This window comes from Planktothricoides sp. SR001, from assembly GCF_001276715.1.
GTDB lineage: Bacteria > Cyanobacteriota > Cyanobacteriia > Cyanobacteriales > Laspinemataceae > Planktothricoides > Planktothricoides raciborskii.
Genome location: NZ_LIUQ01000011.1, coordinates 31,090 through 56,476, shown reverse-complemented (window position 1 = coordinate 56,476; position 25,387 = coordinate 31,090). Strand labels below are relative to the sequence as shown.

Sequence of the window (25,387 nt, the reverse complement as noted above, 5' to 3'; positions counted from 1 at the left end):
TCCTCAATAGCATCTCTGCTGCTTCCTGTGTGCATATACAGACCACAGGATAAAAAAGAAAAGCATAAAGGATTCTCTGGGAAAATCGGCAGGGGCGATCGTTATCGAGCCACTAAAGCGATATATTTAACAAAGGAGACGATCGGGTTCATCTTCAAACCATGACACAAAAAGATCCGTTTTATTTGGCGCTGGCGTTTACCCTAAAATGGGAAGGCGGTGAAGGACATTCCCAGGATCTAGCTGGGGTGGTGAATCGAGGCATTAGTCAAGATACTTACGATACTTATCGCCAAGGGAAAGGCTTATCTTTAAAATCCGTGAGTGAGATTACTGAGGCGGAAGTTGAACAAGTTTATCGAGAATTATTTTGGCAACTTTGCCACGCAGAGTTAATGTGTCTGCCGTTGGCGATCGCCCACTTCGATACCGCCGTTAATTTTAGTGTTCGGGGTAGCATAGAATTTTTGCAAGAAACCCTCGGTGTGGCAATCAATGGTAATTTTGGGTCAACGACCCAAAAGGCATTGGCTGCCCAAAATAATCTGGCAACGGCCAAGCGCTATTGTGAAAATCGGATAGCTTATCGCTACCAGCGGGTTGAGAAAAGTCCCTCGCAGCAAATATTTCTGGAAGGATGGCTGAAAAGAGATCGCGACCTATTGGAGTATATTAGTCAGCAGGAAAATTCTCAACACGATAGTTCAAATCTGAAAAATTCCCAAGAAAACAAGGAAAAATCTATGAAACTAGAAGATTTTTTAGGCACCCAGAGAAAATATGATGTGAAGGCGATCGCAGCCGATAGTGAACTCAGTAAACAGATTCAAACTCGCCTCATTGACTTAGGCTTACTAGCTCCTCCCGCAGACGGAATGTTTGGCCCAGTTTCCACCGGATCTCTAAAGCGGTTTCAAGAACTGATGAACTGTGGGGAACCGAACTTTTTAGGAGCGAAAACAGCCAAAGCACTGCTCGAAGCCACTCGCGATAGCTTGGCTGCGGATGCCCCAACCCTGTACACCACCAGAGCGACTGTCTTTAAAGCCCGACCGATTCAATCCACGCAATTATCCGATGCGGAAAAAGAAGCAATTTCTGATGGCAGATCCTTTAAACTGAATAACTATGAAGTCGAGCGCGATCACATCAGAATCACCCTGCGAAATGACTCTTTTAAAGGCTCAAAAGTTTGGTACGTTTTTGGCGCCCACGCGGAAATTTTTGAAGGGAATAAACGAGTTTATCCGCCCCTCAAACCCCAAACCGTCAAACTGAATGTTCCTTACAAATCCCAACTAGATAACTATTATAATCCCACCGGGTCTTGTAATGTGACTTCCTTGGCCATGTGTATGGAGTATGTGGGCATTCCTCGGCGAGATAATATCGGCCAATATGAGGATGAACTGTATGAATACGCCTTAAATAAGGGCTACAGCCGTCACGACCCCTACGATTTAGCGCGGATTGTGCGGGATTATGGCGGCAAGGATAATTTTAAAGACAATGCCACCATTGAAGAAGTCAAAGACTGGTTAGCCGCCGGAAATCCAGTGGTGACTCATGGCTACTTTACTTCTTTTGGTCACATTGTTGCCCTGGTTGGCTATACTCCTTCCGGCTTCTATGTTCACGACCCCTACGGAGAATGGTTCCCCACGGGCTATCGCACCGACCTACCGGGCAACTATCTCCTCTACTCCTACAATTTAATTCGCAACGTTTGTATGCCTGATGGCAGCTTCTGGGTTCACTTTATTTCTAAGTAAGCAAACTAAGTCAGCAAACTAAGTCAGCAAAAAGAATTTTGGGCGATCGCACTGAAATCTGATTCATCAGCGATCCCCAACGAGTATGATTACCCTAGCTAACCATTTCAGGGAAAGCAAAAACCCAGATGCGAATATTATTTGTAGCCGCAGAAGCGGCACCCCTGGCCAAAGTTGGTGGGATGGGTGATGTTGTCGGCGCCCTCCCAAAATACCTCCGACGCATGGGCCATGATGTCCGAGTATTCATGCCCTACTACGGATTTATGCCCGATAAAGTGGAAGTCCCCAAAGATCCGATTTGGTGGGGATATGCCATGTTTGAAAACTTCGCGGTTTATGAAACCGTGTTTCCGGGAACCGATGTACCACTCTATTTGTTTGGTCATCCCAGTTTCTGGCCTCGGCGGATTTACTCCGGCGAAGACGAAGACTGGCGGTTCACCCTATTTGCCAATGGTGCCGCTGAATTTGCCTGGAACTATTGGAAACCGGACATCATCCATTGCCACGACTGGCACACCGGCATGATTCCCGTTTGGATGAACCAGTCCCCGGATATCACCACGGTTTTCACTATTCATAACTTGGCCTATCAAGGGCCGTGGCGCTGGTACTTAGAGAAAATTACCTGGTGTCCTTGGTATATGCAAGGCCATAACACTATGGCTGCGGCGGTGCAGTTTGCCGATCGCGTCAACACCGTGTCTCCCACCTACGCCGCACAAATCCGTACCCCTGAATATGGGGAACAAATTGAAGGATTGCTCTCTTTTATCAGTGAGAAAAGCTGGGGCATTCTCAATGGAATTGATACGGAAAGTTACGATCCAGCCACGGATGTGAGTCTGAAACAGACTTTCACTGCCGAAACCATTGAGAAACGTCAAGCCAATAAGGTGGCCTTGCAAGAAGAAGTCGGTCTAGAAGTAAACAAGGGTGCCTTTTTAATTGGCATGGTGACTCGCTTGGTCGAACAGAAAGGGATTGATTTGGCTTTACAAATCCTCGATCGCTTTATGGCCTATACCGACGCCCAATTCGTCTTACTAGGTACGGGCGATCGCTACTATGAAACCGCGATGTGGCAACTCGCCACCCGTTATCCCGGTCGCATGGCCACCTACTTGCTATATAACGACAACCTAGCGCGGCGCATTTATGGCGGGGCCGACGCCTTCTTAATGCCCAGTCGATTTGAACCTTGCGGCATCAGCCAAATGCTGGCCATGCGCTACGGCTGCGTCCCCATCGTGCGTCGGACTGGCGGTTTAGTGGATACGGTTTCGTTCAATATCCCTGGGGATTCCACCAGTGAAGGATCTGGGACGGGTTTCTGCTTCGATCGCTATGAACCCTTAGACCTATTCACCTGTATGGTGCGAGCCTACGAAGGTTTCCGTTACAAAGACGAGTGGCAAAAACTCCAACAACGGGGAATGCGTGAAGACTTTAGTTGGACAAAATCCGCCAAAGAATATGTGCGGATGTACAACTCCATCTATGGCATCACCGAAGAACCACCAGATCCAGAACCCCCGACCACCTAGCAATTAACAATTGACAATTAACAATGAAAAGAGAAAAGAGATGCATAGAAAAGAGAAAAGAGATGCATAGAAAAGAGATGCATAGAAAAGAGATGCATAGAGACTCTATCCTCTATCCTCTATCCTCTATCCTCTCTCCTCTATCCTCTATCCTCTCTCCTATATCCTCTATCCTCTCTCCTCTATCCTCTCTTCTTCTTTGGGGTAATTGTCAATATTTAAATCGGTTCCACATATAAATGTTGCATTTTTCGCTGTCGTTTTTTCACTTCTTCGGGAGTTAATTCGGCAGCGAGTTTTTTCTCTTCTTCCTGGCGTTCAATGTCCGGTAATTTCAAAATCACCCCCGCGAGAAACCAATAATAAACCGCCACTGGATCCACATCCAAAGGGTAGTAATAAGTATTCACCGTAATAAACAAAATAAAGACCCAAAAACTCGCCCCATAACCGCGTAAATGTTTATCTTTCACCGAACGGTAAGCCTTGAAGGTAATAAAAGTCAAATGTAACGCCGTTGCCAGGAAAGCAAACATCCCTGGATAACCCAGTTCATAGAGTAACTTGGGATAAAATGTTTCGATTAATTGGGCATCCCCAAATACCCGCGTAGAATTGGTAGCCTTGCCCACCCCTTTACCCAAAATACTCCCTTTCAGAAACTTATGACTTTCATGGAATTGATTAACAATAAATTCTTGGGGCGGAGAAGCTTGCCAGCGACTGACAAAACTATTCACTCTCTCTTCAACAATTGCGGGATTTGATGCTGCCCCAATCACGAGAACTAATGCCAAACCTACGGCAATGGGAACAAATCGTTTAAAGTTGGCAACTTGTCCGGTTAGCAGTAAGAGAATTACCGTTAAAGCGGGCACCAAAGCTAAGGCAATTCTTTGTCCAGAAATTACCGCATTGACAAAGACTAATGCCATAGAAAATAAACCAACAATTCGCCAAAATCTGGAGGTTTCATTAAAGGCTGGGGCAAAACTAAACACCGCATTGCTAATTAAGAACCAAGCCCATTGCCAGGGAGCAACAAAGGTGCCCGGTAAACGCACCATTCCCACTTCGGGACTAAAAACTAAAGACCCTCCCACCAGACATTTGGCATCTAAAGTGGCTTTAAACAAGTCATCTCCCACTAAGCCCCTGGTGCCCCCACATTTTCCTGAATATAGTAAAAAATATTGCAGCAGACCCAAGCCACAACAAATAATCGCCAGAACTGCGTGTAGCCGACCACAGAATAGTAAATCTTTTTTATGCCGAATTAGGTAATAGGCACAGGGAATTAATGGCACATATCCGATTAATACTTTTAACCCAAGAATTCCTTGTAAAAAGGGTTTATAAGGCCCCGAATAATTCGGTGGAGGTGGGGTCATTTGTAAAGAACCGTTGACAAATAATAAAGTGAGTAAGGTGACTCCGAGTAAAATACTGAAGCTGGGCATCCATTCTTTGGCGATCATCAGGGGTAACTTTTTTTTGTTGCAGATCAGTGCCAGAGCGATCGCTGCTGGAATAAAAAACCCATCTTTCGCCAATTGAAATATCGGACTACCTCCACCGATCCAGTAAGTAATTGTGCCGGAAAAGGGCATATAAATCATAAATGCCCATAACCCTTGTCGGGGATATTTATAGCAAAGACCTAAGACCGCAATGCCACCCCCTCCAGCAATGGCAAGTTTCGCTCCGGCAGCGAAAAATAGCCCAATGCCAACCAGCAACCCTATGGCTCCATAAGTAGCGATCGCGGATATGGCTTCTTTAAGATATTTTTGGGCTTTTTTCTTTTGGATAGTCAGTTCTTTTTTGCTCAGAATTGGAGTACCAACTTGTGCCAATTCTTCGCTTGCCGATTTATTCTTTTTTTTAGATTTTTTTTGAGATTTTTTTGCAGATTTTACCATCAGAGGCAATTCTTTAATTTATTCAGAAATGGCCATCGCTTGGGGGATCTTTAGGGAGCGGGGGAGAAGTGAAAAGTCGTAGGGGCTTTCTGGCCATATAGCCTGACGGCATGGGCTTCGCAAGGACGCCCGTACAAAAGAAATATCACTATTCACTATTCACTATTCACTATTCACTCTCTCCTCTGCCCCTCCGCCCCTCCGCCCCTCCGCCCCTCCGCACCCGCCCCTTCGCCGACGGCGAGCCCCCGCTTCTTCCTTATGCCGCTAAGTAGGTCTGCACTACTTGCACCAGATGTTCTGTCCAATATTCGGCCATTTCCTCGGTGGCGGCTTCTACCATGACGCGGATCAGGGGTTCCGTACCGGAAGCGCGGACTAATACCCGACCCCGATCGCCCATTGCTTTTTCTGCTTCGGCGATCGCTTCTTGGACTGGGGCGCATTCTTGCCAAGTGAGACGGCGATCGCGGTCTTCCACCCGGACATTGCGTAACAATTGGGGATAGGTTTGGAAACTCTCATCCCGTAATTCCGCCAAAGACCGGCCACTTTCTTTCACCAAAATGGCAATCTGTAATGCAGTCATCAAACCATCGCCGGTAATACTGTAGTCAGGGCAAATAATATGGCCGGACTGCTCGCCGCCCAACTTAGCACCCGATCGCTGCATTTCCGCATGGACATATTGATCGCCCACGTTCGTGCGAACCAGCTTACCACCAAGTTTTTCCCAAGCTCGCTCAAACCCTAAGTTCGACATCACTGTGGCGACAATGGTATCACCGGGAAGTTTGCCCATTTCCCGGAGTTTTTTACCCCACAGGTAGAGAATGTAGTCGCCATCGATGGGGCGCCCCTGATTATCCACGGCCAGGGAGCGATCGGCATCCCCATCAAAGGCAAAACCCATATCGGCACCATAGTCTTTCACCGCCGTTTCTAACTGTCGCAAATGGGTAGAACCACAATTCACATTAATGCGATCGCCATCGGGCCGATCATGTAAGGCAATTACCAGGGCTCCCATCGCCTCAAACACAGCCGGGGCCAATTGAGACGCGGCACCCCAAGCTAAATCCAAAACAATCCGCAATCCAAGTAACGGCTGTAACTCGTCACTATGTCCGAGAGAACGCTGCAACGACGCAACATAATCCTCAACCAATTCTGGGCGATAGTAATGATGTCCCCAATCATGGTTTAAGGCAGATAAATGGGACTGACCTCTGATTCCCGCTTCAATTTGGGCTTGAACAGCCCCGGAAAGCTTTGTCCCATCCAAACCAAAAAACTTAATCCCATTATCCCCTGGTGGATTATGGCTGGCAGAAATCATCACCCCGCCGATCGCCTTAGAAATACTGGTCAGATAAGCCACACAAGGAGTCGGACATAAGCCCAAATTCCAAACATCCAGTCCAGCAGAAGTCAAACCGGCAGATAGGGCCATTGCCAACATATCGCTAGAATTTCTCGAATCTTGGCCTAAAATAATCGGCCTAGGGGAGTTTTGGTTGACTGTTGACAAAGACTTCAACACTTGCCCAGCCCAAAATCCCGCGTGCAAGGCTAATTCTGCCGTGAGAAAATCGCCAACTTTACCACGAATGCCATCAGTGCCAAATAGAGGACTGTTCGGTAAATCCAGTGCTTTCCCTCTCTGGAGAACCTCATGGAGTTCCAAGGGGGTAGCGATCGCCTCACTTATTGGCGGCACTAACGATAAATTCGCGGTTGCATCTCTAGAACCTTGATTCCAAATTTTTGATGTCACCATAATTTTTTCCACTCCACACAAACACACACAATGTGGAGAATAACATTTTCATCTCCGCTTCTACATAATCCATCGGTAAATTGCCGATCCGGAAAAGCGAAGTCATAAACCTGAGAACTGGCAACTTCCGAGCAACACCCTGGATCTTTCAGAAAAAATCGGGTTTCTCCAGTCTGATTTAAATTTAAATACCCTAATTTTGACTTATTCAACGCTTCTAGAGTTGCCAATTTGCCAATTTGGACAGAGAAATCGGGTTTCTGGGAAATGCCGATCTAAGTCTAGGGGTCAACAACCGTTAACCCCTACATGAAATAATTCCGGTTTTTTCCATCTATATATATTGCTGCAAAACCTTGGCGGTTGCTGCCCCAGTTTTTGCCCAACTAAATTCAGTCGCCCGATTTAAACTAAGTTCTCGTAACTGACTACGCAATTTTGTATCTGTTGCCACAAGATTCATCGCCTCCGTGATTTCTGCCGTATGGTCAGGATTTATTAACAAACCAGCATTGCCCACCACTTCCGGTAAGGAAGAAAGATTAGACGCGATCGCCGGAGTCCCACAAGCCATTGCTTCCAGAATTGGCAGACCAAAGCCTTCCCAAAGACTGGGAAACACTAGGGCGATCGCCTGATTAATTAATATAGGCAATTGGGCAAAAGGCACATATTCTAAAAATTTCACTTGCTGAGTTAAACCCAACTCTTTTACCTGTGCTTTTAGCTGGGGAGTATAGCGATGATCTGGTGTTCCTGCTAACCATAATTCATAATCATAACGATATGGCAAATTAGCAAAAGCTTGGATTAAACGATGCAGATTTTTATACGGATCGCAACGACCAATATAAAGGAAATAATTTTTAGTTTGTAAATCCAGAAACCGAAAATGTTCCGCATCATACCCCAAAGAAATCGGGGTAATTTTTTCTGGAGAAATCTGGCAATATTTAATAATATCTTTGGCGGTGGCTTGGGAATTACAAACAATATGCACTGCTTGCTGGAGTACCAACGGAATATAATAACGGTGGTAATAGGTGAGGGGCGATCGCCAATTGGGAAACCTCAAGGGAATAAAATCATGCACCATCACCACCCACCGACAATGGGAAAATAACGGCGCTTCTGTGACCGGGGAAAATAATAAACTGGCGTTTAAATTTTGGTAAATTTTTGGTAAATTTAATTGAGTCCAGAGAATCCGGGATAAATGTCCTTTTTTGCCATAATCAGGGGTTAAATTATGCGGCACTTGATAGCAGTCATAGCCCCGAATTGTTTGGGATACTAACAAAGTAGGATTTAACTCCCTTAAATAGGGAATAATATTTTTGGCATAAGTGGTAATTCCCGTGGCTTTGGGAATCATAAAAGATAAATTTATCAATAACTTCTGATTTTTAATCATCACTCATTTTGAACGCATAAGAACATTGATTTTCCCAATTAAAACCATTACCTTGACTGAGTGATATTGCTCCGCAACCCTGTCGCGATCGCACATTTTACTAATGGGAAAAAATAACTCTCAATATCATAATCAATCGCCTCATTTTCCGTACTAGCGGCGATATTTTCAAATAATTCTAGAGATTGACGATATTCTTTTCTCTCGGCTAATGCTTGGGCGATCGCCATCAAAGCACTACTTTTAGTATCTGCGGAAGCAATCCCATTGGCCAAATCCAAAGCTTTGGCAAAATCCCCCATCGCGGCATAGCCACTCACCATAGAAATCAAAGCCCGATTTTGCCAATATTCATTTTCGATAGAATTGGTTAAAGTAGTAATGGGATTAATTTGGCCGGTTTTGGCGTATTCCGCAATAATTCCTGGCAACAACCAATCATTGCCCAACAAAGTCTTAGTTAACTCTGCCGCTTGGTCAAATTGCCCTGCCCGAATATACAGCATCACAACTTCTGCTAAGGCGGCGATTTTATTAGTTTCATCGGTAATCCGATTAATATTCTCGACAATGGGCGGAAGTTGATCTACTGTAACTTTTTTGGCAATATCAGTCAATGCCTGAGCTTTATAATAGTCATCTTGAATACTTTGAGCAACTTGTAAAGCTTTGCTCAATTGCTGGGCTTTTGCCCATGCCGTCGCCATTCCCGCTAAAGCCATTGCTTTGCTATTTTCATCCTGAATTTCGGCCACAAGCTGCATCGCTTCCTGTTCTTTTCCTGCTGCCGCATATTCAATAGCAATTTCGGCCAAAGCCATTGGTTGAATCGATTCTGCATCCAGAGTTTTGGCAAAGGCGATCGCCTCAGAAAACATAAGATTTGCCGCTGAATTATTCCCGGAGATCGCATAATACTGGCCAATTCTGGCTAACCCTTTCGCCCGATAAGTTTCATATTCTTTAATAGTTGCCACAAGCTGTTTAGCTTGTTCATAGTTTCCCCCAGCAGCAAGCTGACCCGCGAGTTCTACCAACGTCTGATTTTTCTGTAAATAATCGCCCATTTTTTCCGTCAGAGTGATCGCCTGGGCAAAATCCCCGACCTTGGCATATTCCAGAGCAATTTCTGCCCATTGTGCCGATTGGAAATTCTCCAATTCTACGGTACTACTGGTAATCGATGGATGAATCCCTTTTGGCCCCACCTGGACATAACAAGACAGGGGAATTCCTCTAATTTGGGTGCTGATTTCCGTAGCGGGTGGCCTAGTTTCGGTTTTGGTTTCTTGGCGATCGCTGCACCCACCGACTTGCCCCGTTGCCAAAAGAATTGACATAGAACCCATCATTAGTTTTGAAGAGAAAAATGCTTTCATTTTTATAGGCTCTCAATTGATTATTTTTTGCCGCTTGGTTAGCTCTGACTCGCTGATTATAACACGGGGGAAAAAATTTATAAATATTTTCTAAATTATTTAGAAATAATATTATTGCCCGATAAATCACGAATCAATTAAGCACCCAGGTCAGGTAGGGAGTTAGGTAAATTCAGAAATAGGCTATTGCCAGCGCGATCGGCACATCCCTTCTATCCCATCCTGAGAAGTTTGGGGTATTGGTCTAATCTTTCTTCACAAAACCATCACCAGATCGCCGGGATGATTTCTGTTAGATTCATAATCAGTTAATTCAGCTTTTTTGCCAAAAGCCGACTCTAAAGGTAAAACTTTTAATCCCTCTAATTTGATGCCATTATAGGTGACACCTTGTAACGGATGCCAGCGATAAAAGGGAGCAGTTCCCTCCTCATATTCAATTTTCGTTATTACTAGATAACTAACCGTTAAAATTTCTGGAACTAACAGCACGGGGATTTCTTCTCCCGCTGGAGCGATGAGTTTGTGGGTAGGCTGAAAACTTTTCATGGTCAAAACCGAGGTAAAAGTGAACCATTCAGAAAAAAGCCTTTTACGCTTATCTTAATCAGTATGAAGTCTTGCTTGCCTTTCTTGTGCGATCGCCCGCACAGAATTCCTGTGATTTAACAATGCTTATTTGGTGATTTCTATCACCGAATATCCGATGATTAAACCAGTTTGTAAATTATTGTAAATTATTAAAATAATCTTAAATTATGTTAGACAAATTAACGGCTTTTGCGTTCAGGATTCTACCGAAAAAAAGATCCGCCCGTAGCCCAGAGAAACGGGGTTTCTTGACTAAAATCATGCAGCAACGCCGCAAATTTTAGCCAGAAACCCGGTTTCTGTATTCCTAAACTAGCCCCCCTACACCACTGCATAAAACATGATTTTTGCCAATAATTTGCCACTAATCTTAATAATTATTTACATCCAGCAAACCGGGGGGTGGGGTAATCTCAATTCGCCCCAATTCGAGGTCTACCACGGGGACAATTTCCATCACAAAAGGAATCAATAACTGAGGTTTTTTGGGCTTTTTTGCCTTTTGCTTTTTGCCCGACCCCAAATCATCCTCGCTCAAATTAGCGGATAGGGATTTTGACTCAGCCGCCACCACCAAAACATCGTGACCGGCAGAAATCATATCCACCACCGTCCCCACGAGTTCGCCTGTTTCCTGAAGGAAAACGGGTAAATTAATCAAATCACGGACATGATATTCACCTTCTTCTAAAAGGGGGCGATCGCTTTCCGGCACCAGCAGCAGACTACCGCGCAATGCCTCCGCCTCTTCCACCGTCTCCACCCCAGCCAACTGCACTATATATAAGCTTTTATTAGACAGATAGCGACCGTCCAACAACTCAACGGGCTGAGGTTCCCTGTCACCAGGAGACAATAGCCACCGTTGCCCCGGTTCCAGAAAGCGATCGGGAAAATCCGTACTCGGATAAACGCGCATTTCCCCCCGCAGTCCTTGGGGGGCGACAATTTTACCAATTTCAATCCATTCAGACATCGATTCAGACATACACAAAAAACCAGGGATTATTGTGGATTTAATATTTTTTAACTGTTTTCTAATTGCGATCGGGTGATTTCGCTCAATTTTCCATTGAGAAACTGATATTCATTGGTCGATGGTTCACCCAAGCACTTCAAACACCAGGCAAATAGCGTCCTCAAAGATGCACAGGTGTCAGGGTTGGACAAAACTTTTTCTACATCAAGCTTCTGTAAAATTTTACCCCCATCTTTTTTTTCGTCAAAACCCCGATCCCGATCTAGTTGTTTTAAATCACCCTTGGGGTGGCGGATAGTTTCCACATCTCCCCGATAATCCTCCAAAGCTGTTCCTAATACCGCATTAATTGCCTGAGCATCAGCAAAATAGTAAGCTTCCAGCATATTCACCAAAAAATGCACCGAAGCACGATATTTTTGGTCTGGTGGCAATATATCCAGGGCATTCCGGTATCGATCGAAAACCGCTTGTGCTTGAGACTTGCGACTATGTTCTAGGTCGTCCACCACGATCGCATAGGTGTTTGATTGATTCAGATATTGCTTCGCAGGCCATGTAATTTCCTTTTCATCTTTGCTGGGGATTTTTTTGTCTTGAACTCCCGTAACTGTTAGCTTTTGCTTCCGATCCGTTCTCGGATCTAGCTGTGGTATTCGCCGGATAACTTCAAAATAACAACTACCTAGATCCATCAACGTTTTGAATAACTTTGGCAAGTAGATTTCTTCCGTTTCTCCAGTAAAGATTAATCCGAACTTAACATAGCGATAAGGTTGAGCGGGGGTGGTTGATTGACTGGTCATTTCCGGGACTCCTGAAACCGAGGCTTACTTTGAGCAGCAACCATTTCAGCCATATACAGTGAACCCGTATCATAATCTGCGAGCAAATCTTGAATATCTTCTATTTCATTGACCCGTTTTATGATTGTCCGACCCAATTCGTCAACCTCCGCAGTTAAGATATTCTCTGCTTCAAATTGACTAATGAGGACGGGGGAATGTGTGGCAATAAAAACCTGCTTATTCCACTGTTCAGTAGCCAACTTTACGGCTTTAGCAAAAACCGCTAATGCCCAGGGATGCAGAGATATTTCTGGCTCATCAAATAAAATTATAGTGCGGTTGTCACCTTCGGAAAATAAAGCAGTAAGATTCAGTAGCATCTGAATATGACCATCAGAAACTCCTGATGCAAATATTGGCTGACGACGTTTTTTTTCTACAAAGTTTCCATAAACAGATCGCGGCCCAGTTTGCTTAATAAACATTCCATTAAATGATGGAAAACTTTCTTTCATAAACTGGAGAATTGTATTGTAGCGCTCGTCAATTTCCCGGAGATCGTGTAAGTTTCTCAACACCGACCACAAGTTATCTCCCCGCTCTTGTAATCTTTCTCCATAATCTGATTCAGAACCGAATCTTTTAATTTTATATAAGGAAGCTGATCGGGAATGATAAAAACGCACTTTGCGAAGCAAGTTATCTACATCAGCGGCAGCCGGATCGCTTTCTTCAAACGCTACATAACTTGTTAAAGCGAGTTTTTCCGGTTTTTTTAAAATTTTTGAAACTAATTTACCACTACTAAATTGATAAAATTCAGCCTGGTTACTGCCGATGTCTCTATTAATTAACCAGAGATTTTTTTCTTTAGAATATAGTTTTTCTCCCACAAAAGGTTCGATTCTACCTGCAGAATACCCAAATAACACTTGATACTTACTGGATTCTGTCTCGATCGCGATTGCAATATTCTCGTAATTTTCGGACCCATCCCAGAGCAAACCAATCCCATGATCTCTATCGGCAGAAGCTAAATCCACCCCTCGGATGGCACAGTCGCGGATAAACCAGATTGTATCCAATAAACTAGATTTTCCTGAGCCATTTGGTCTAAAAAAAAGATTCAGACAATTGGTTTTAATCCGCAGGTTGACCAGGGAGCGAAAATTATTAATTTCAATACAATCTAATTGATTAGACATCATCAATATTTTTTTACTGCCAACAAATGAGAGGTAATTTTGTAGTGATTTATCGGGTGGGCAATGCCCACCCTACCTTTTAACTAACCAATACCTTTTGATGAACTTCTGCCGCAACTTTGGCTAATCGCTGCATCCCGGTGGTGAGTTCTTCATCGGTGGCGGTTAAACTAATCCGAATACATTGTTGAGTATGGGGCCAATCTTCGCGCAAACCAGGGAAGAATGAACTACCAGGCACCACAATCACGCCGACTTTTTTCAGTTCTTGATAGAATTCCCAATCGGTCATGGGTAACTCTGGCAACCATAACCAGGAAAAGATCGCCCCTTCTCCACGGTGGAGACACCAAGGCAAATCTTTAGGCATGGCTTGATCTAGGGTATTTTCGACGACGGTGAATTTTTGCTGGTAATGAGGGCGAATTACGGTTTCGGCAATATCCGCTAGTGTACCAGAGGCGATCGCCCGAGCCGCGATCGCCTGACCGTAGCGGGGGGAGTGAATACACATATTCGTCTGGAAACATTCCAGCACTTGAATCATCTCCGGATCGCCGATCGCAATCCCAATCCGTTCTCCCGGTAATCCCGCCTTAGATAAACTAATACAGTGGATGATATTCTCACCCATAATTGGGGTCATATCGGTAAAATTCAAAGCTGGGTATGGGGGAGCATAAGCAGAATCCACCAACACCGGCACATTATATGGCGCTGCCAGGGCTGCAATTTTTTCCACTTCCTCCTGAGTCAGCACATTTCCCGTGGGATTACAAGGACGGGAAAAAATCACGCAGCCGGTATTTTCATCAATCGCAAGCTGACTAAAATCGGGACGGTACTTAAACCGATTGGCTTTTTCATCAATATCCAAAGTGGGTTTATAGGCGATCAAAGCCTCTGGCACCAACGTCACCCCGCCATATCCCGTATAGTCAGGACTCAAGGGCAGGACAATTTTTTTCAGTTGACTGCCATCAGCGGTATAGCCCCCAAACGCATTCGCCGCATAAAAATAAATCGACTGACTGCCCGGAGTAATTAAAATATTGTTGTTGGACAGGTTCAACCCATAGCGGCGGTTAAAATCATCCCGGACGGCTTCGATAAACGGCTGATATCCTTGGCTGGCGCCGTAGCGACAAACCACCTCCCCATATTCCGAAGCCACTGCGGTCTTGGGGTCTCCCCAAGTAGAGCAAGTGGCGTGACTAGCCAACAAATCGGCAGTACAATCGCGCCATAGTTGCTCAACTTCCGGCAAAATCACCGGGTTGCCAGCGCTGAGATTAATAAATTCCTGCCCCTTCCCAGCACGGAGCGTTTCTACGATATCTTTCATGATTGCCCGCACTCCAGTTAAGTGGGACATTTGGGCGCCAATTTTACTCAGGGCAGGATTCATAGGACTTAAAGATATAAAGGACAAAAGAAGTTTATTTTTGTATTGTAACTACGGGACTCAGAACGGTTCAAGCCTCGACCCGATCGGGGGTTTCAGGGAGCAGCCCATAAAAGTCAACCAGAAAAACATGGTTCTCTTTTCCACCTCCGGGTCTTTATCGAGTGCCTGACTCGGTTAATTTTCTATTATATTTTAAGGAATACAGTAGATTAAGAATTTTTAACTTTTTTATTTAAACTGTATGTTGTGGGGCTGAAGTTTCCGGTTAGCGCCGAGAAAAGCTGCCATTAAAAGGTGCGATTAATGGGATTCGCCCCTAAGCGCGATCGCTTCACCCGCCCCTTGACTGCACCATCAGTTTGACCACAATCCTTGTGTTAAGATATTAGGCCGAACTTAAAGGGTCTTCAGTCTATTTCCACCAATCATATAGATGCCAAAATCTCTATGTCAGGATTTTTAAATATTTAAACCGGGTAATTAACCATTAAATTCACATAATTTCAACAAAAAATCTTTTCTTGATTAAAATGCCCTAAAAATTAGATATAAGGATTCACTTTCACCGCCTCACCTAGCACAAAAGACGATATAATCTGGTCTACAACAGGGCAAAAATCTGCCAAAAAACGCAACAATAAATTTCCTGAAACTCAGGATTGCTAATCAAGGTGATGAATCCATGAAAGCTGTCGAAAAACTCAAAGCAAAGTTACCAATTACCCTCAAACCTTTAGCGGAAATTGCCTATAACTATTGGTGGAGTTGGACTCCAGAGCGCATTTCCCTATTTCGGAACATCGATCCAGAAACATGGCAAAAGTGTAATCATAATCCGGTTGCCTTGTTACGATTTGCTGACCAAGTGCGCTTGAGTCAGCTTGCCAACGATCCGATTTATATCAAACGAGTCACGTCCGTCTTCAAGCAATTTCAGCGTTACATGAGTGAGGCGGATACCTGGGCATCTCGCGTGGCTCCGCAAATTTCACCCACCAGTCCCGTGGCTTACTTTTGCGCGGAATTTGGCATCCATGAATCCCTGCCCATTTATTCTGGAGGCTTGGGCATATTAGCCGGAGACCATCTAAAATCCGCCTCGGATTTAGGGGTGCCCCTGGTAGCGGTGGGTTTGATGTATCGCCAGGGCTATTTCCGGCAACGCATCAACCGTCATGGCTGGCAAGAAGATTATTATGTGGATAACAATTTTGAACTTATGCCTCTGGAGTTGATGGTCAACTCACAAGGACACCCCATAACCGTTGAAGTGGAAATTCGTCAACGTCTTGTGAAAATTCAAATTTGGCGAGCCCAGGTGGGACGAGTCAATCTCTATTTATTAGATACTGACCGCGAAGATAATGATTTGGTTGACCGTTGGCTGACCGGCCATTTGTATGGTGGGAATGCAGAAACCCGCATTGCTCAAGAATTTATCCTGGGAATTGGGGGTTTCCAAGCTTTAAAAGCTGTGGGAATTGAGCCTGCTATTTGTCATTTGAATGAAGGCCATGCGGCGTTTTGCACTTTGGAAGCAGCGCGGCAAGAAATGCTGAAAACGGGTAAGTCTTTCTATGAAGTGGAAGCGACGGTGCGCGATCGCTGTGTGTTTACCACCCATACCCCAGTTCCTGCTGGCCATGATGTGTTTTCTCGTGACCTAATTGAGTCCTATTTTTCCCGTTATTGGACAAAATTAGGTTTATCGGAAGATCAGTTTATGGCCTTGGGCGCCCGTCGCCTGGACGATCCCTGGGAACCTTTCGGCATGACGGTGCTGGCATTGCGGATGTGTCGTACTGCCAATGGCGTCTCAGCCCTGCATGGGGAGGTTTCTCGGAAAATGTGGCATATTCTCTATCCCCAGGGTTCCGTGGATCAGGTGCCTATTGGCCATATTACCAATGGGGTTCATGCTCGCACTTGGACGGCGCCTCTGCTAGATGACCTTTATACAGAATACCTGGGTCAAGACTGGTCAAGTAAAATTGCCGATCCGCAAATGTGGGCGAATGTGGAGCAAATTCCCGATCAAGAACTCTGGTGGCGGCACCTGATGCTGAAAGATTACTTGATTGCCCATACGCGGGCTAAACTCAAGCAAGCCCGCAAAGAACGGGGTGAAGATCAGTTTTGGATTGAAGCCATAGACCGAATGCTCGATCCAAATGTGTTGACCATTGGTTTTGCCCGTCGATTTAGTACCTATAAGCGCGGTTATCTGTTGCTACGAGATATCGAGCGATCGCTGGCAATTTTGGGCAACCCCGATCGCCCAGTGCAGCTAATCTTTGCCGGGAAAGCCCATCCCGCTGATGAAGAAGGCAAGCGGATTTTGCAACGGTTGTTTGATTGGTCTCGCAACCACGAACAATTGCGCGATCGCGTGGTGATTATCCCCGATTACGATATGTACACCGCCCGGAAATTGGTGCAAGGGGTGGATGTGTGGCTGAATACGCCCCGTCGTCCCCTGGAAGCATCGGGCACCAGCGGCCAAAAAGTCTGCTTCAACGGGGGGATTAACTGTAGCGTCCTCGATGGTTGGTGGTGTGAAGGCTACCAAGCAGGCCCCGATGGCAAGGGAATTAATGGGTGGGCGATCGGGGAAGATGCCCATACCACCGACCAAGAACTCCAGGATAAAATCGACTCCGAAGCCCTCTACAAGTTATTAGAAGAGGAAATTGTCCCGTTGTACTATGACCGAGATGCCAACGGCATTCCTCATGGCTGGATTCAGATGATGAAAGCCTCCATCAAAACCAACGGCCCATTATTTAACACCGATCGCATGATTGCCGATTATGTGGCTAAAGTCTATGCACCGGGTATCGCAACTAATGTAGAGTCAATTCGAGCCAGCGTTTTGGCATAGTCTATCTGTAAGGGCGGCGATCAAGAAGAGAGAATAGAGGAGAGAGAATAGAGAATAGAGAATAGAGAATTCTCTTTCCTCTCTCCTCTTTCCTGGTTTTATGTAAGAGTGTTGAGGTGGGATATAGTTGATATGATTATGAGTGGCGATCGCATATATGCTCCTAGTTTATATTTTTATGGGTTTGAGTTAAAAAATGAGGGCAAGCCCGTAGAAACACAGCAGATTTATCAACATGGTGAAAAATTGTTAAACCAAAGCCACTGCGGTGCGCCGTCGGGTTCCGTAGGCGCCAGAGCAAGTGGCGTATTAAAATCACCGCCAGAAACGCCCCAGAATACGTCAGAAACAACACAGGAAAACCCAAATATGCTGAGGTTTTTCTATGAGATGACTCCCCAAAAGAGTCAGTCTCGCTTTGCTCACAAGATTAAAATCCGGGAAAAAGACTATCCGGTCTGGGGATATGCTAACTATCAAGAAATCGATCAAAGTTATGGGTTGTGGTTTAATCTGCATATTCCTGAACGGGAAGCAGGTTCGGGAAAGTTACTAGAAGTGCCCATAGAAATTTTCCGGGAATTCAGCCAAAACTATCCGTTAATTATTGACCGGAAACATGAGAATAATACTGAGGATAATACTGAGGGTAATTTAGAGAATTTTATCGGCCAAACTTTGTTGGTTACGAGTTTATTGACTCCCGAACAAAAGTTGCAAGCCAAAACTGACCAGAAATATTTAAAATCCTTGAGCGATCTCGTTTTAAGTGAGCTTTTGACTGCCATTGAAATCAAACCGTCATTTAAAGGGGAAGGTAGACTGCTAGGTTCTCCAGTTTTTGAATATGGTCTCACTGCTAATGTCACCACGATTCCCCATATCTTAATTTGGTTTTTAGTCGAGAGGCAAATCGAACAAGTTTATCAAAAATGTCAAAGAGAATTTTTTCAGTTATTTTTTTATAGCCATCAGATCGTAGCAGTGGCTGTCGAAAGCGAAAAAAAGCATGATTTAATTGCTGAAGCTTATCATAATATTCATAATCAGATTTCACAAATGGAAAGGATTGGCTTTGACAAAAATGGATGCTCAAATCAGGTTTTAGAGTGTTTGTGGAATCAATTCGGCAACTTTCCCCAATTGGCTTTAGGCTATGCCGAATTATTAAGAGATTTAGAAACTTTACAGGAAGCGATCGCCTTCAGCCGCGATCGATATCAACAAACGTTGCAGCGGATCGAGTCATTAGGAATTAAAGATGAATCATCGGTGAAATTTTTGTCCCGATTTATCCAAAAAGATGCTGAAATTTGTCAAAAAAAGCTCCAAAGTCATGTCAACAAGTTTAAACCCGGACAATTCTTGTTAGAGCAAACTATTTCCTCTATGCGGGGCTTAATAGAATTAGCTCAATTGCAACGACGAAGGCGTTTAGAAACTCAACTGCAAGCCTTAGCCGCTGGGTTAGGAATGGCAGGAATCATCGCTGCCAGTCTTCTCTATATCATCGTCCCGGATCGAGCTTTAATTATACCATTAATCAATCTATCCGTCCATCCATTTTTCGCCAGCGTTATCTTGAGTCTGGCAATGGGTTTTGGGACTTTTTCGAGCGTTTATAAATATTTAAGTAAACCTTAAAAACCCTTAGAAACAGAATAGTTTCACTAACTCGCGCAAACCTCTGGGGATATGGAGATTTACTAAGTAAATCTGATGCAGTAAATTAGAGTAAGTTCTAGAAACTTATAGAAACTTATAGTAAGTTATAGAAACGGTTATAGAAGATATCGATATCTGCGGATTTTTTGGTGCTGAAAAAATTTAGCAACCAAGGAAACGCCCCAAAACTGACCTAAAATAAATTCAGAACTAAAAAATAAAAAAAACTTATTGCTGTTCTGATAATTTAAAAAGCTGTTCATATGATTTAAAAATTTGAATCCCGGATCGTAAACATATCGCTTGAATCGCGGTATGCTAAAAATGCCCTTTAAGGTGTTTTGCTTTTGGTGAACCTAAAGCAGAAAAAATAGTCAAGTTAAACGCTTATTTTTTTCCTGCTAAGTTTTCCAGAGCAGGGAAGAAGTAAATTATCTCTCTATGTCCTCCTCTAACACCACTCACTATATGTCTGATTGTTTCATGTTGTTCCCACGATCGCTAACGGGAAAATCAACCAAAAAACCCCCCGCGAGTTCACGGCCTTTTCCCGGGCTGAAAATAGCTTCCTCCCTGGGCCTGGCGTTCTTAACTGCCATCATCACCACCGCCCTACCCTCGCAGCAAGCCCAAGGGGTAATGCGTCCCACCTGCCAACTGTCCGCAGACGAAGTGGCAAAGAAAAATGACCTGCGGCAGGCAGCAGTTGCCGGGGACAGCCAAGCCCAGCAGGAATATGATGCCCTCTTACAAACACAAGCAGAACGGCTGAACACTTGTCGTAATCAGAACTGGCCGAAAAATCAAGCAATTTGGTTGCGGTTATATCCCTGTGATGCCAGACCCGGAAACCTCGACGCTCTTTTGGATCGAATCGTCAATAAAGGATATAACCAGGTATATGTAGAAACCTTCTATGATGGTCAAGTCTTGCTGCCCGTATCTGACAATCCTACTCCTTGGCCTTCGGCGATTAGAACTCCTGGATTAGAAAACCTAGACCTCCTGGCAGAAGTGATTAAAAAAGGCCGCCAGCGGGGACTGAAAGTTTACGCTTGGCACTTCACTATGAATTTTGGCCACACTTATGCCCAAGACCCTATGCGACAGTCTGCCCTAGCTATGAATGGTCAGGGTCAACACACCATGAATATCAGCCAGGAATTAGGACTTCATAGTCAGGCAGAGTCTCAGGAGAGTCATGTCTTTATCGATCCTTATAGCCCCCAAGCTAGGCAGGATTACGCCTTAATGATTTCAGAAGTTCTCGATCGCCAGCCCGATGGAATGTTGTTTGACTATGTGCGTTACTTGCGAGGTGTCGGATCCGCGTCCGTGGTCAGCAATGTACAGCAACTTTGGATTTATTCTCAAGCTTCCCGAGAAACTCTTTATCAAAGGGCATTGAATCAGAAAGGCAGGGAGTTGATTCGCCGGTTTGTTGCTAATGGTACGGTGACAACCCAGGATATTGCTGATGTTAACCAGTTGTATTCCGGTGAAGGCGAACCCTTGTGGCAAGGGCGTTCGGTCGTTGCCACCAAAACCGTGGCTACCCCAGAACAGCTTCAATCCCAGTTGCAATGGGAATTGTGGTATCTGAGTGTAGCCCATGCGGTGCAGGGAATTTTGGATTTTGTAGCTTTAGCGATCGAGCCGATAGAGGCGCAAGGTTTACCTGCCGGGGCGGTGTTTTTCCCAGGAGGAAATCGCCCTGTGGGAGAGCGGGGTTATGATTCTCGGTTGCAGCCGTGGGATAGATTTCCTGCCAGTATGGAGTTCCATCCGATGGCTTATGCTAATTGTGGGAAAACTCAATGTATTGTGGATGAAATCCAGCGCGTGGTGTCGATGGCGTCCCCGCAAACGAGAATTATTCCCGCTTTAGCGGGAGACTGGGGTAAGTCGATTAAGGATCGTCCCAGTTTAGAGGCGCAAATGGATGATATCTATCGTCGATTGGGTAATCGAATTGATTCGGTCAGCCATTTTGCTTATGCGTGGCAGGAGCCTGAGTCCGAGCGCGATCGCAAGTTTTGTAATTCTAATTAACTGGTTACAGCTTAATGTAGGGGCGAAGCATTCCCGCCGATAATTTATGGTTAGAAGCGTAAATTTTTTACGGGAATGCTTCGCCCCTACGGATATACTGATTCTAAAGCCTGTTTAAATGCCGCCGCCTTTTTAAAATAAATATGCCCTCGATCGCCTAAAGCCAAATCCACCAACTCTGCCAAAGCCTTGGGGATACCTGGGTGGCGATCGCCAATTGGCACTGGTTCTGTTTGTAGCACCGTCAACCAAGGATTTTCGCCAACAAAATTGCGAACAAAACGACCAGTCAGCATAAAATATAAGCAAGCTGCTGCTGTCCACACATCCAACTCAGCCTGTACGCATCTAAAATCAATAGCTTGTTGACGGCAAATAAAAATCGGTTGACGAGGTTTAATTCCCGTCATAGTTAAACCCCCCAAACCTGCCAAATCAAACGCCTTATCTAAAGCATAATCACTCAGCTTAACTCGGATTTTTACTTCTTGGGGCGTATTAGGCTTTACACCAGATAATACACCAGATAATACACCAGATAATACACCAGATAAAAAGATGTTTGCTGGTTTCAAAGTTCCATGAAACAAACCCTTACCATCACTCAAAACGTTCGCTTGTTTTCCAAATGGCACATCCAGATGATGAGCATAATCCAGACCGTCCAGCACTTGAAAAATAATTTCTAGGGATTTTTCTACTGATAAACATTTTCCTTGTTGCTGCATCAGTTTAATTACATTTTCCCCAGGGCAATGTTCAAGGATTAGGAAAAACTGTCCGCCCCAATAGCCGTAGTCAATGAGTTGGATTATGTTGGGGTGACGCAACTTTTTCAGGTTTTCTAAGTCCCGCAGGAAGGAGGCGATTTTTTCCCATTGATTCCCGGACTGCTTCCCGGACTGAGGTTGCAGCACTTTCAAAGCCATAATTTGCCCGGTTTCATTGTGACGAATTGAGTGTACTTGACTGGTGCGTCCCCGACCCAAAACATCCAAAATAGTATAGCCTTCAATTGTCGGTAATATTGGTAATCCCGATGAATTATTGGCCGAATCGTTGGGCAAATTAAAGAATAAATTGCCTTTTATTGATGAATTTAAATTCAAAAAATTTTGATCAATATTCTCTTTTGACGGTTTACTATTAATCAAAACTGCGAAAGATGTGTAACCAAGTTTAAAGCGATCGCCATCATTCAGTTTCATTTCATACTTGATATTTCCTGCGACAGTATCTTTGATATCTTTACCCAGAATTTGGCCATTCACAAAAGTGCCATTTTTGCTATTTAAATCGCGAATTCTAATAGAAAAAGGTGGGTTAACATCTAACAAACAGTGATAGCGAGAGACTGTTTGATGACTGGAGTCGTTGGGAAGAAGCGGAATACAGCCTTGACCCCGACCAATTACGCAAGTAGTGCGACTATTAAAATGAAACTTTTGTCCTTTCAATGGACCTGATTCGATTACTAAAGTAATCGCGTCAGGGTAGGTGGGGTGCGGGGAAGCGGGGGTGCCGGGGATCCGGGGATCCGGGGATCCGGGGAGCAAAAGCCCCTCATCCGACGGCGGGCCGATCATCCGACCGCGGGTCCCTCTGCCGACGGCGGGTTCCTCTGCTCCTCTGCCGATGGCGGGCTCCTCTTTTGACACACTTTCTGGGGCGTAATAAGTTAGCTGAGTTCCTTCATATTCTAACTCCGAGTAGGAAATTTCAGCGATAAAGGGAGATAACCACTGCCAATTAGCGGCCATTGCTTCTAATTGAGTTTTCAACCCTTCTGGTTCTAACCAACCGTAACCACTCCACGAGAGAATGCGGAGTAGTTGTTGAAAATCTGCCTCTGTCCAGGTGGGTATTTCCTCTGAGGAATTTTCCTCACTATTTTCCCCTACCTCGGTTCCTGGGATATGGGTTCCTGGGATATGGGTTCCTGGGGTGTGTAAAGTTAGAAACACTTCTAGGTAGGGGCGGGCGGCTTCATCCCAAGGTGCTGGGTCGCGGTTTTCTAGTTCCCAGTCCAGCGACCAAAGTTTTAGGGTCATAGCGCTGCTACAGAGAGCATAACGGCCGTCTGCACTTAAAGAAACACTTAGGGGGGAAACACTTAGGGAAACGTCGCCCCCAGAACTGGGTATTCTCATAAAGGTATGCAGACATTGACGATTAGCTACTTGCCAAACTTTTACGGTTTGGTCTTGACTGGCAGAGAGGGCGTAGCGACCTTCTTGGGTTAGGCAAACAGAAGTTACTTCAGCGGTGTGTCCTATGAGGGTTTGCAGGCACTTTGACTGATGGAGGTGCCACAGTCTGAGGGTTTTATCGGTGCTGCCGGTGAGAGCGATCGCACCGTCGGCGCTGATTTGCAGGGAAGTAATGCTGCCTTGATGACCTTTAAAAGTCCGCAGACATTTTTGCTGACGTAAATCCCAAACCTTGAGGGTTGTATCGGCGCTGCCAGAGAGGAGGTAGCGACCGTCAGGACTGGGATATATGCAGTTAACTGCTCCGTAGTGACCTTTGAGGGTATAGAGACATTTGCCCGTGGCGATATCCCAAAGTTTGATAGTGCGATCGCTACTTCCAGAGATAACATAGAGTCCATCGGCACTAAAGCTTACGGAATTAACTGCATCCTGGTGGCCGGTTAGGGTACAAAGACATTTGCCCGTGGCCACTTCCCAGAGTTTCACGGTTTTATCCGCACTACCAGAGAGGGCGGTGGAGTTATCTGAACTTAAGCTTAAGCTTCGCACTTGGTCTTTGTGACCGACGAATTCCCGATCGCCTCCGACCGCCCTACTCGGTGCTTCGTCGGTAGATTCGCCGCTACAGCAACGCTCATCAACGCTGAACATTCCCACAAAAGACTTATCTAAACTTCCAGCAAAAAGGGCGATGCGACCGTCAGCACTCAGAACAGCGGGGCCAATAGTACTACTGTGTTCTGCCAGGGTAATTTCTTCAGCAGCGGCAACAAATGATTTTTTCGGCAAGTGGAAAATCCTGTATTTTTTAGACTGTCTAGGGATGCTCTTGTGCTCTTGTGTTCTTGTGTTCTTGTGCTCTTGTGCTCTTGTGCTCTTGTGTGGGGGAGCGGGGGAGCCGCCATCGAGCGGAGGAGCCGCCAATCGAGCCGGGGAGCCGCCATCGAGCAAAAGCCCCTCATCCCCTCTGCCTCTTATCCCCTCATCCCCTCTACCCCGGTGTGGGGTGCAGAGGAGCTTTGTCGCGATCGCGGGAGTTTGGGGGGGGCGAATATACCAGAGTTTCAGGGTATGATCCATGCTGCCTGAGAGGGCTATTTGCCCGTCAGGACTCAAGCACAGGGAAGTAATAGCGCCATTGTCACCTTCAAAGGTGCGTAAACAACGTCCGTTTTCCAGATGCCAGAGTTTCAAGGTATGGTCGGAACTGGCGGACAAAGCGTAGTTGCCATCAGGGGTTAGGCAGACCGAAGTAACTTCATCCCCGTGACCGAACATGGTTTGTAGGCAATCCCCGGTAGAAAGTTGCCAGAGTTTTAGGGTGCGATCGCGGCTGCCGGACAGAGCATAGTCACCATTATTGCTGAAGCATACGGAGGTGACTTCTCGCTGATGACCGTGGAGAGTTTGCCGACAAATTCCCGTATCAACCTCCCAGAGTTTAATGGTTTTATCCAGACTGCCAGAGAGGGCATAAGAGGGGGCATGGGAGGGGGCATTGCTATTTAAGGCTAAAGCAAGGACATCTCCTTTGTGACCAACAAAACTACGCAGACATTCGCCGGTTGACATATGCCATAAACTAAAGCGATCGCCACTACTGGAGAGGGCGAAAACCCCGTTGGCACTGAGAGCTATGGTAAAGATTTCCTGTTGGCCTTCCTGTTGGCCTTCCTGTTGGCCTTCCTGTTGGCCTTCCTGTTGGCCTTCCTGTTGGCCTTCCTGTTCGCCAAAGTGCGGGTTGTGAGGAAAAATCCTCAGTGAGTTGCCGGAAATAACATCCCAAAG

At 45.3% G+C, this 25,387-nt stretch carries 17 protein-coding genes and 1 pseudogene; 6 read left to right on the top strand and 12 right to left on the bottom strand.

The features are described from left to right. Positions 1 to 161: 161 nt before the first annotated feature. The 3 genes and pseudogenes from AM228_RS30810 to glgA form a co-directional block, all read left to right on the top strand. A pseudogene (locus tag AM228_RS30810) lies at positions 162 to 638 on the top strand (glycoside hydrolase family 108 protein); the annotation flags it as partial. A gap of 105 nt (positions 639 to 743) precedes the next feature. Continuing rightward, on the top strand, positions 744 to 1,772 hold the full coding sequence (locus AM228_RS08830; protein ID WP_054465822.1) for a C39 family peptidase: 1,029 nt from the start codon (positions 744 to 746) through the stop codon (positions 1,770 to 1,772). Between the two features lie 128 nt (positions 1,773 to 1,900). Next, positions 1,901 to 3,322, top strand: a complete 1,422-nt coding sequence (gene glgA, locus AM228_RS08825) for a glycogen synthase GlgA (protein WP_054465758.1) — start codon at positions 1,901 to 1,903, stop codon at positions 3,320 to 3,322. A gap of 218 nt (positions 3,323 to 3,540) precedes the next feature. Here glgA and hpsL read toward each other — a convergent pair whose 3' ends face one another. The 10 genes from hpsL to AM228_RS08775 all read right to left on the bottom strand — a co-directional run bounded on the left by hpsL (position 3,541) and on the right by AM228_RS08775 (position 14,788). Further along, positions 3,541 to 5,244 (bottom strand): hormogonium polysaccharide biosynthesis protein HpsL, encoded by a 1,704-nt coding sequence (gene hpsL / locus AM228_RS08820; protein WP_054465757.1) that lies wholly within the window; start codon positions 5,242 to 5,244, stop codon positions 3,541 to 3,543. Positions 5,245 to 5,503: 259 nt separating this feature from the next. Then, positions 5,504 to 7,024, bottom strand: coding sequence for a phosphoglucosamine mutase (gene glmM / locus AM228_RS08815; RefSeq protein WP_082348806.1), 1,521 nt, complete (start codon positions 7,022 to 7,024; stop codon positions 5,504 to 5,506). A gap of 334 nt (positions 7,025 to 7,358) precedes the next feature. Then, positions 7,359 to 8,438 carry a glycosyltransferase family 1 protein gene (locus AM228_RS08805; RefSeq protein WP_054465755.1) on the bottom strand — a complete coding sequence of 360 codons (1,080 nt, stop codon included), beginning with the start codon at positions 8,436 to 8,438 and terminating at the stop codon, positions 7,359 to 7,361. Positions 8,439 to 8,485: 47 nt separating this feature from the next. Further along, entirely contained in the window at positions 8,486 to 9,817 is a 1,332-nt protein-coding gene (locus AM228_RS08800) for a lipopolysaccharide assembly protein LapB (protein WP_054465754.1), read from the bottom strand. A 255-nt stretch (positions 9,818 to 10,072) separates the two neighbouring features. Continuing rightward, positions 10,073 to 10,366, bottom strand: coding sequence for a hypothetical protein (locus AM228_RS08795; protein ID WP_054465753.1), 294 nt, complete (start codon positions 10,364 to 10,366; stop codon positions 10,073 to 10,075). A 245-nt stretch (positions 10,367 to 10,611) separates the two neighbouring features. After that, positions 10,612 to 10,743: a hypothetical protein gene (locus tag AM228_RS36085; RefSeq protein ID WP_255353169.1), complete on the bottom strand. Its 132-nt coding sequence runs from the start codon at positions 10,741 to 10,743 to the stop codon at positions 10,612 to 10,614. Between the two features lie 35 nt (positions 10,744 to 10,778). Next, positions 10,779 to 11,384, bottom strand: coding sequence for a ribosome maturation factor RimM (gene rimM / locus AM228_RS08790; RefSeq protein ID WP_054465752.1), 606 nt, complete (start codon positions 11,382 to 11,384; stop codon positions 10,779 to 10,781). A gap of 50 nt (positions 11,385 to 11,434) precedes the next feature. Continuing rightward, positions 11,435 to 12,193, bottom strand: a complete 759-nt coding sequence (locus AM228_RS08785; protein WP_054465751.1) for a DUF4276 family protein — start codon at positions 12,191 to 12,193, stop codon at positions 11,435 to 11,437. Then, positions 12,190 to 13,383, bottom strand: coding sequence for an AAA family ATPase (locus tag AM228_RS08780; RefSeq protein ID WP_197285251.1), 1,194 nt, complete (start codon positions 13,381 to 13,383; stop codon positions 12,190 to 12,192). The genes AM228_RS08785 and AM228_RS08780 overlap by 4 nt, the downstream gene beginning before the upstream one ends. 76 nt (positions 13,384 to 13,459) lie before the next feature. After that, complete coding sequence (locus tag AM228_RS08775; protein WP_054465749.1) at positions 13,460 to 14,788, bottom strand: valine--pyruvate transaminase; 1,329 nt, start codon at positions 14,786 to 14,788, stop codon at positions 13,460 to 13,462. A 682-nt stretch (positions 14,789 to 15,470) separates the two neighbouring features. Between AM228_RS08775 and glgP the strand changes: the two genes are divergently transcribed. The 3 genes from glgP to AM228_RS08760 all read left to right on the top strand — a co-directional run bounded on the left by glgP (position 15,471) and on the right by AM228_RS08760 (position 21,386). Beyond that, on the top strand, positions 15,471 to 17,669 hold the full coding sequence (glgP, locus tag AM228_RS08770; protein ID WP_054465748.1) for an alpha-glucan family phosphorylase: 2,199 nt from the start codon (positions 15,471 to 15,473) through the stop codon (positions 17,667 to 17,669). 132 nt (positions 17,670 to 17,801) lie between these two features. Next, a complete protein-coding gene (locus AM228_RS08765) occupies positions 17,802 to 19,313 on the top strand; it encodes a hypothetical protein (protein WP_054465747.1) in 1,512 nt (503 codons plus the stop codon). Between the two features lie 462 nt (positions 19,314 to 19,775). Beyond that, on the top strand, positions 19,776 to 21,386 hold the full coding sequence (locus AM228_RS08760; RefSeq protein WP_231636711.1) for a family 10 glycosylhydrolase: 1,611 nt from the start codon (positions 19,776 to 19,778) through the stop codon (positions 21,384 to 21,386). Between the two features lie 86 nt (positions 21,387 to 21,472). Here the strand turns inward: AM228_RS08760 and AM228_RS32180 are convergent, their stop codons facing one another. Continuing rightward, positions 21,473 to 25,171, bottom strand: a complete 3,699-nt coding sequence (locus AM228_RS32180; RefSeq protein ID WP_354636428.1) for an FHA domain-containing protein — start codon at positions 25,169 to 25,171, stop codon at positions 21,473 to 21,475. 25 nt (positions 25,172 to 25,196) lie between these two features. Next, entirely contained in the window at positions 25,197 to 25,385 is a 189-nt protein-coding gene (locus AM228_RS36715; RefSeq protein ID WP_369817698.1) for a PT domain-containing protein, read from the bottom strand. Positions 25,386 to 25,387: the final 2 nt, after the last annotated feature.

Excerpts from the sequence above, each read along its gene's own strand:
- AM228_RS36085 (WP_255353169.1), bottom strand. The coding sequence starts at position 10,743 with ATGCAGTGGTGTAGGGGGGCTAGTTTAGGAATACAGAAACCGGGTTTC.
- AM228_RS08795 (WP_054465753.1), bottom strand. The coding sequence starts at position 10,366 with ATGAAAAGTTTTCAGCCTACCCACAAACTCATCGCTCCAGCGGGAGAA.
- AM228_RS08780 (WP_197285251.1), bottom strand. The coding sequence starts at position 13,383 with ATGATGTCTAATCAATTAGATTGTATTGAAATTAATAATTTTCGCTCC.
- AM228_RS08775 (WP_054465749.1), bottom strand. The coding sequence starts at position 14,788 with ATGAATCCTGCCCTGAGTAAAATTGGCGCCCAAATGTCCCACTTAACT.
- AM228_RS08805 (WP_054465755.1), bottom strand. The coding sequence starts at position 8,438 with ATGATTAAAAATCAGAAGTTATTGATAAATTTATCTTTTATGATTCCC.
- glgA (WP_054465758.1), top strand. The coding sequence starts at position 1,901 with ATGCGAATATTATTTGTAGCCGCAGAAGCGGCACCCCTGGCCAAAGTT.
- glmM (WP_082348806.1), bottom strand. The coding sequence starts at position 7,024 with ATGGTGACATCAAAAATTTGGAATCAAGGTTCTAGAGATGCAACCGCG.
- glgP (WP_054465748.1), top strand. The coding sequence starts at position 15,471 with ATGAAAGCTGTCGAAAAACTCAAAGCAAAGTTACCAATTACCCTCAAA.
- AM228_RS08760 (WP_231636711.1), top strand. The coding sequence starts at position 19,776 with ATGTCCTCCTCTAACACCACTCACTATATGTCTGATTGTTTCATGTTG.
- rimM (WP_054465752.1), bottom strand. The coding sequence starts at position 11,384 with ATGTCTGAATGGATTGAAATTGGTAAAATTGTCGCCCCCCAAGGACTG.
- AM228_RS08785 (WP_054465751.1), bottom strand. The coding sequence starts at position 12,193 with ATGACCAGTCAATCAACCACCCCCGCTCAACCTTATCGCTATGTTAAG.
- AM228_RS08800 (WP_054465754.1), bottom strand. The coding sequence starts at position 9,817 with ATGAAAGCATTTTTCTCTTCAAAACTAATGATGGGTTCTATGTCAATT.
- hpsL (WP_054465757.1), bottom strand. The coding sequence starts at position 5,244 with ATGGTAAAATCTGCAAAAAAATCTCAAAAAAAATCTAAAAAAAAGAAT.
- AM228_RS32180 (WP_354636428.1), bottom strand. The coding sequence starts at position 25,171 with ATGTCAACCGGCGAATGTCTGCGTAGTTTTGTTGGTCACAAAGGAGAT.
- AM228_RS08765 (WP_054465747.1), top strand. The coding sequence starts at position 17,802 with ATGATTATGAGTGGCGATCGCATATATGCTCCTAGTTTATATTTTTAT.
- AM228_RS08830 (WP_054465822.1), top strand. The coding sequence starts at position 744 with ATGAAACTAGAAGATTTTTTAGGCACCCAGAGAAAATATGATGTGAAG.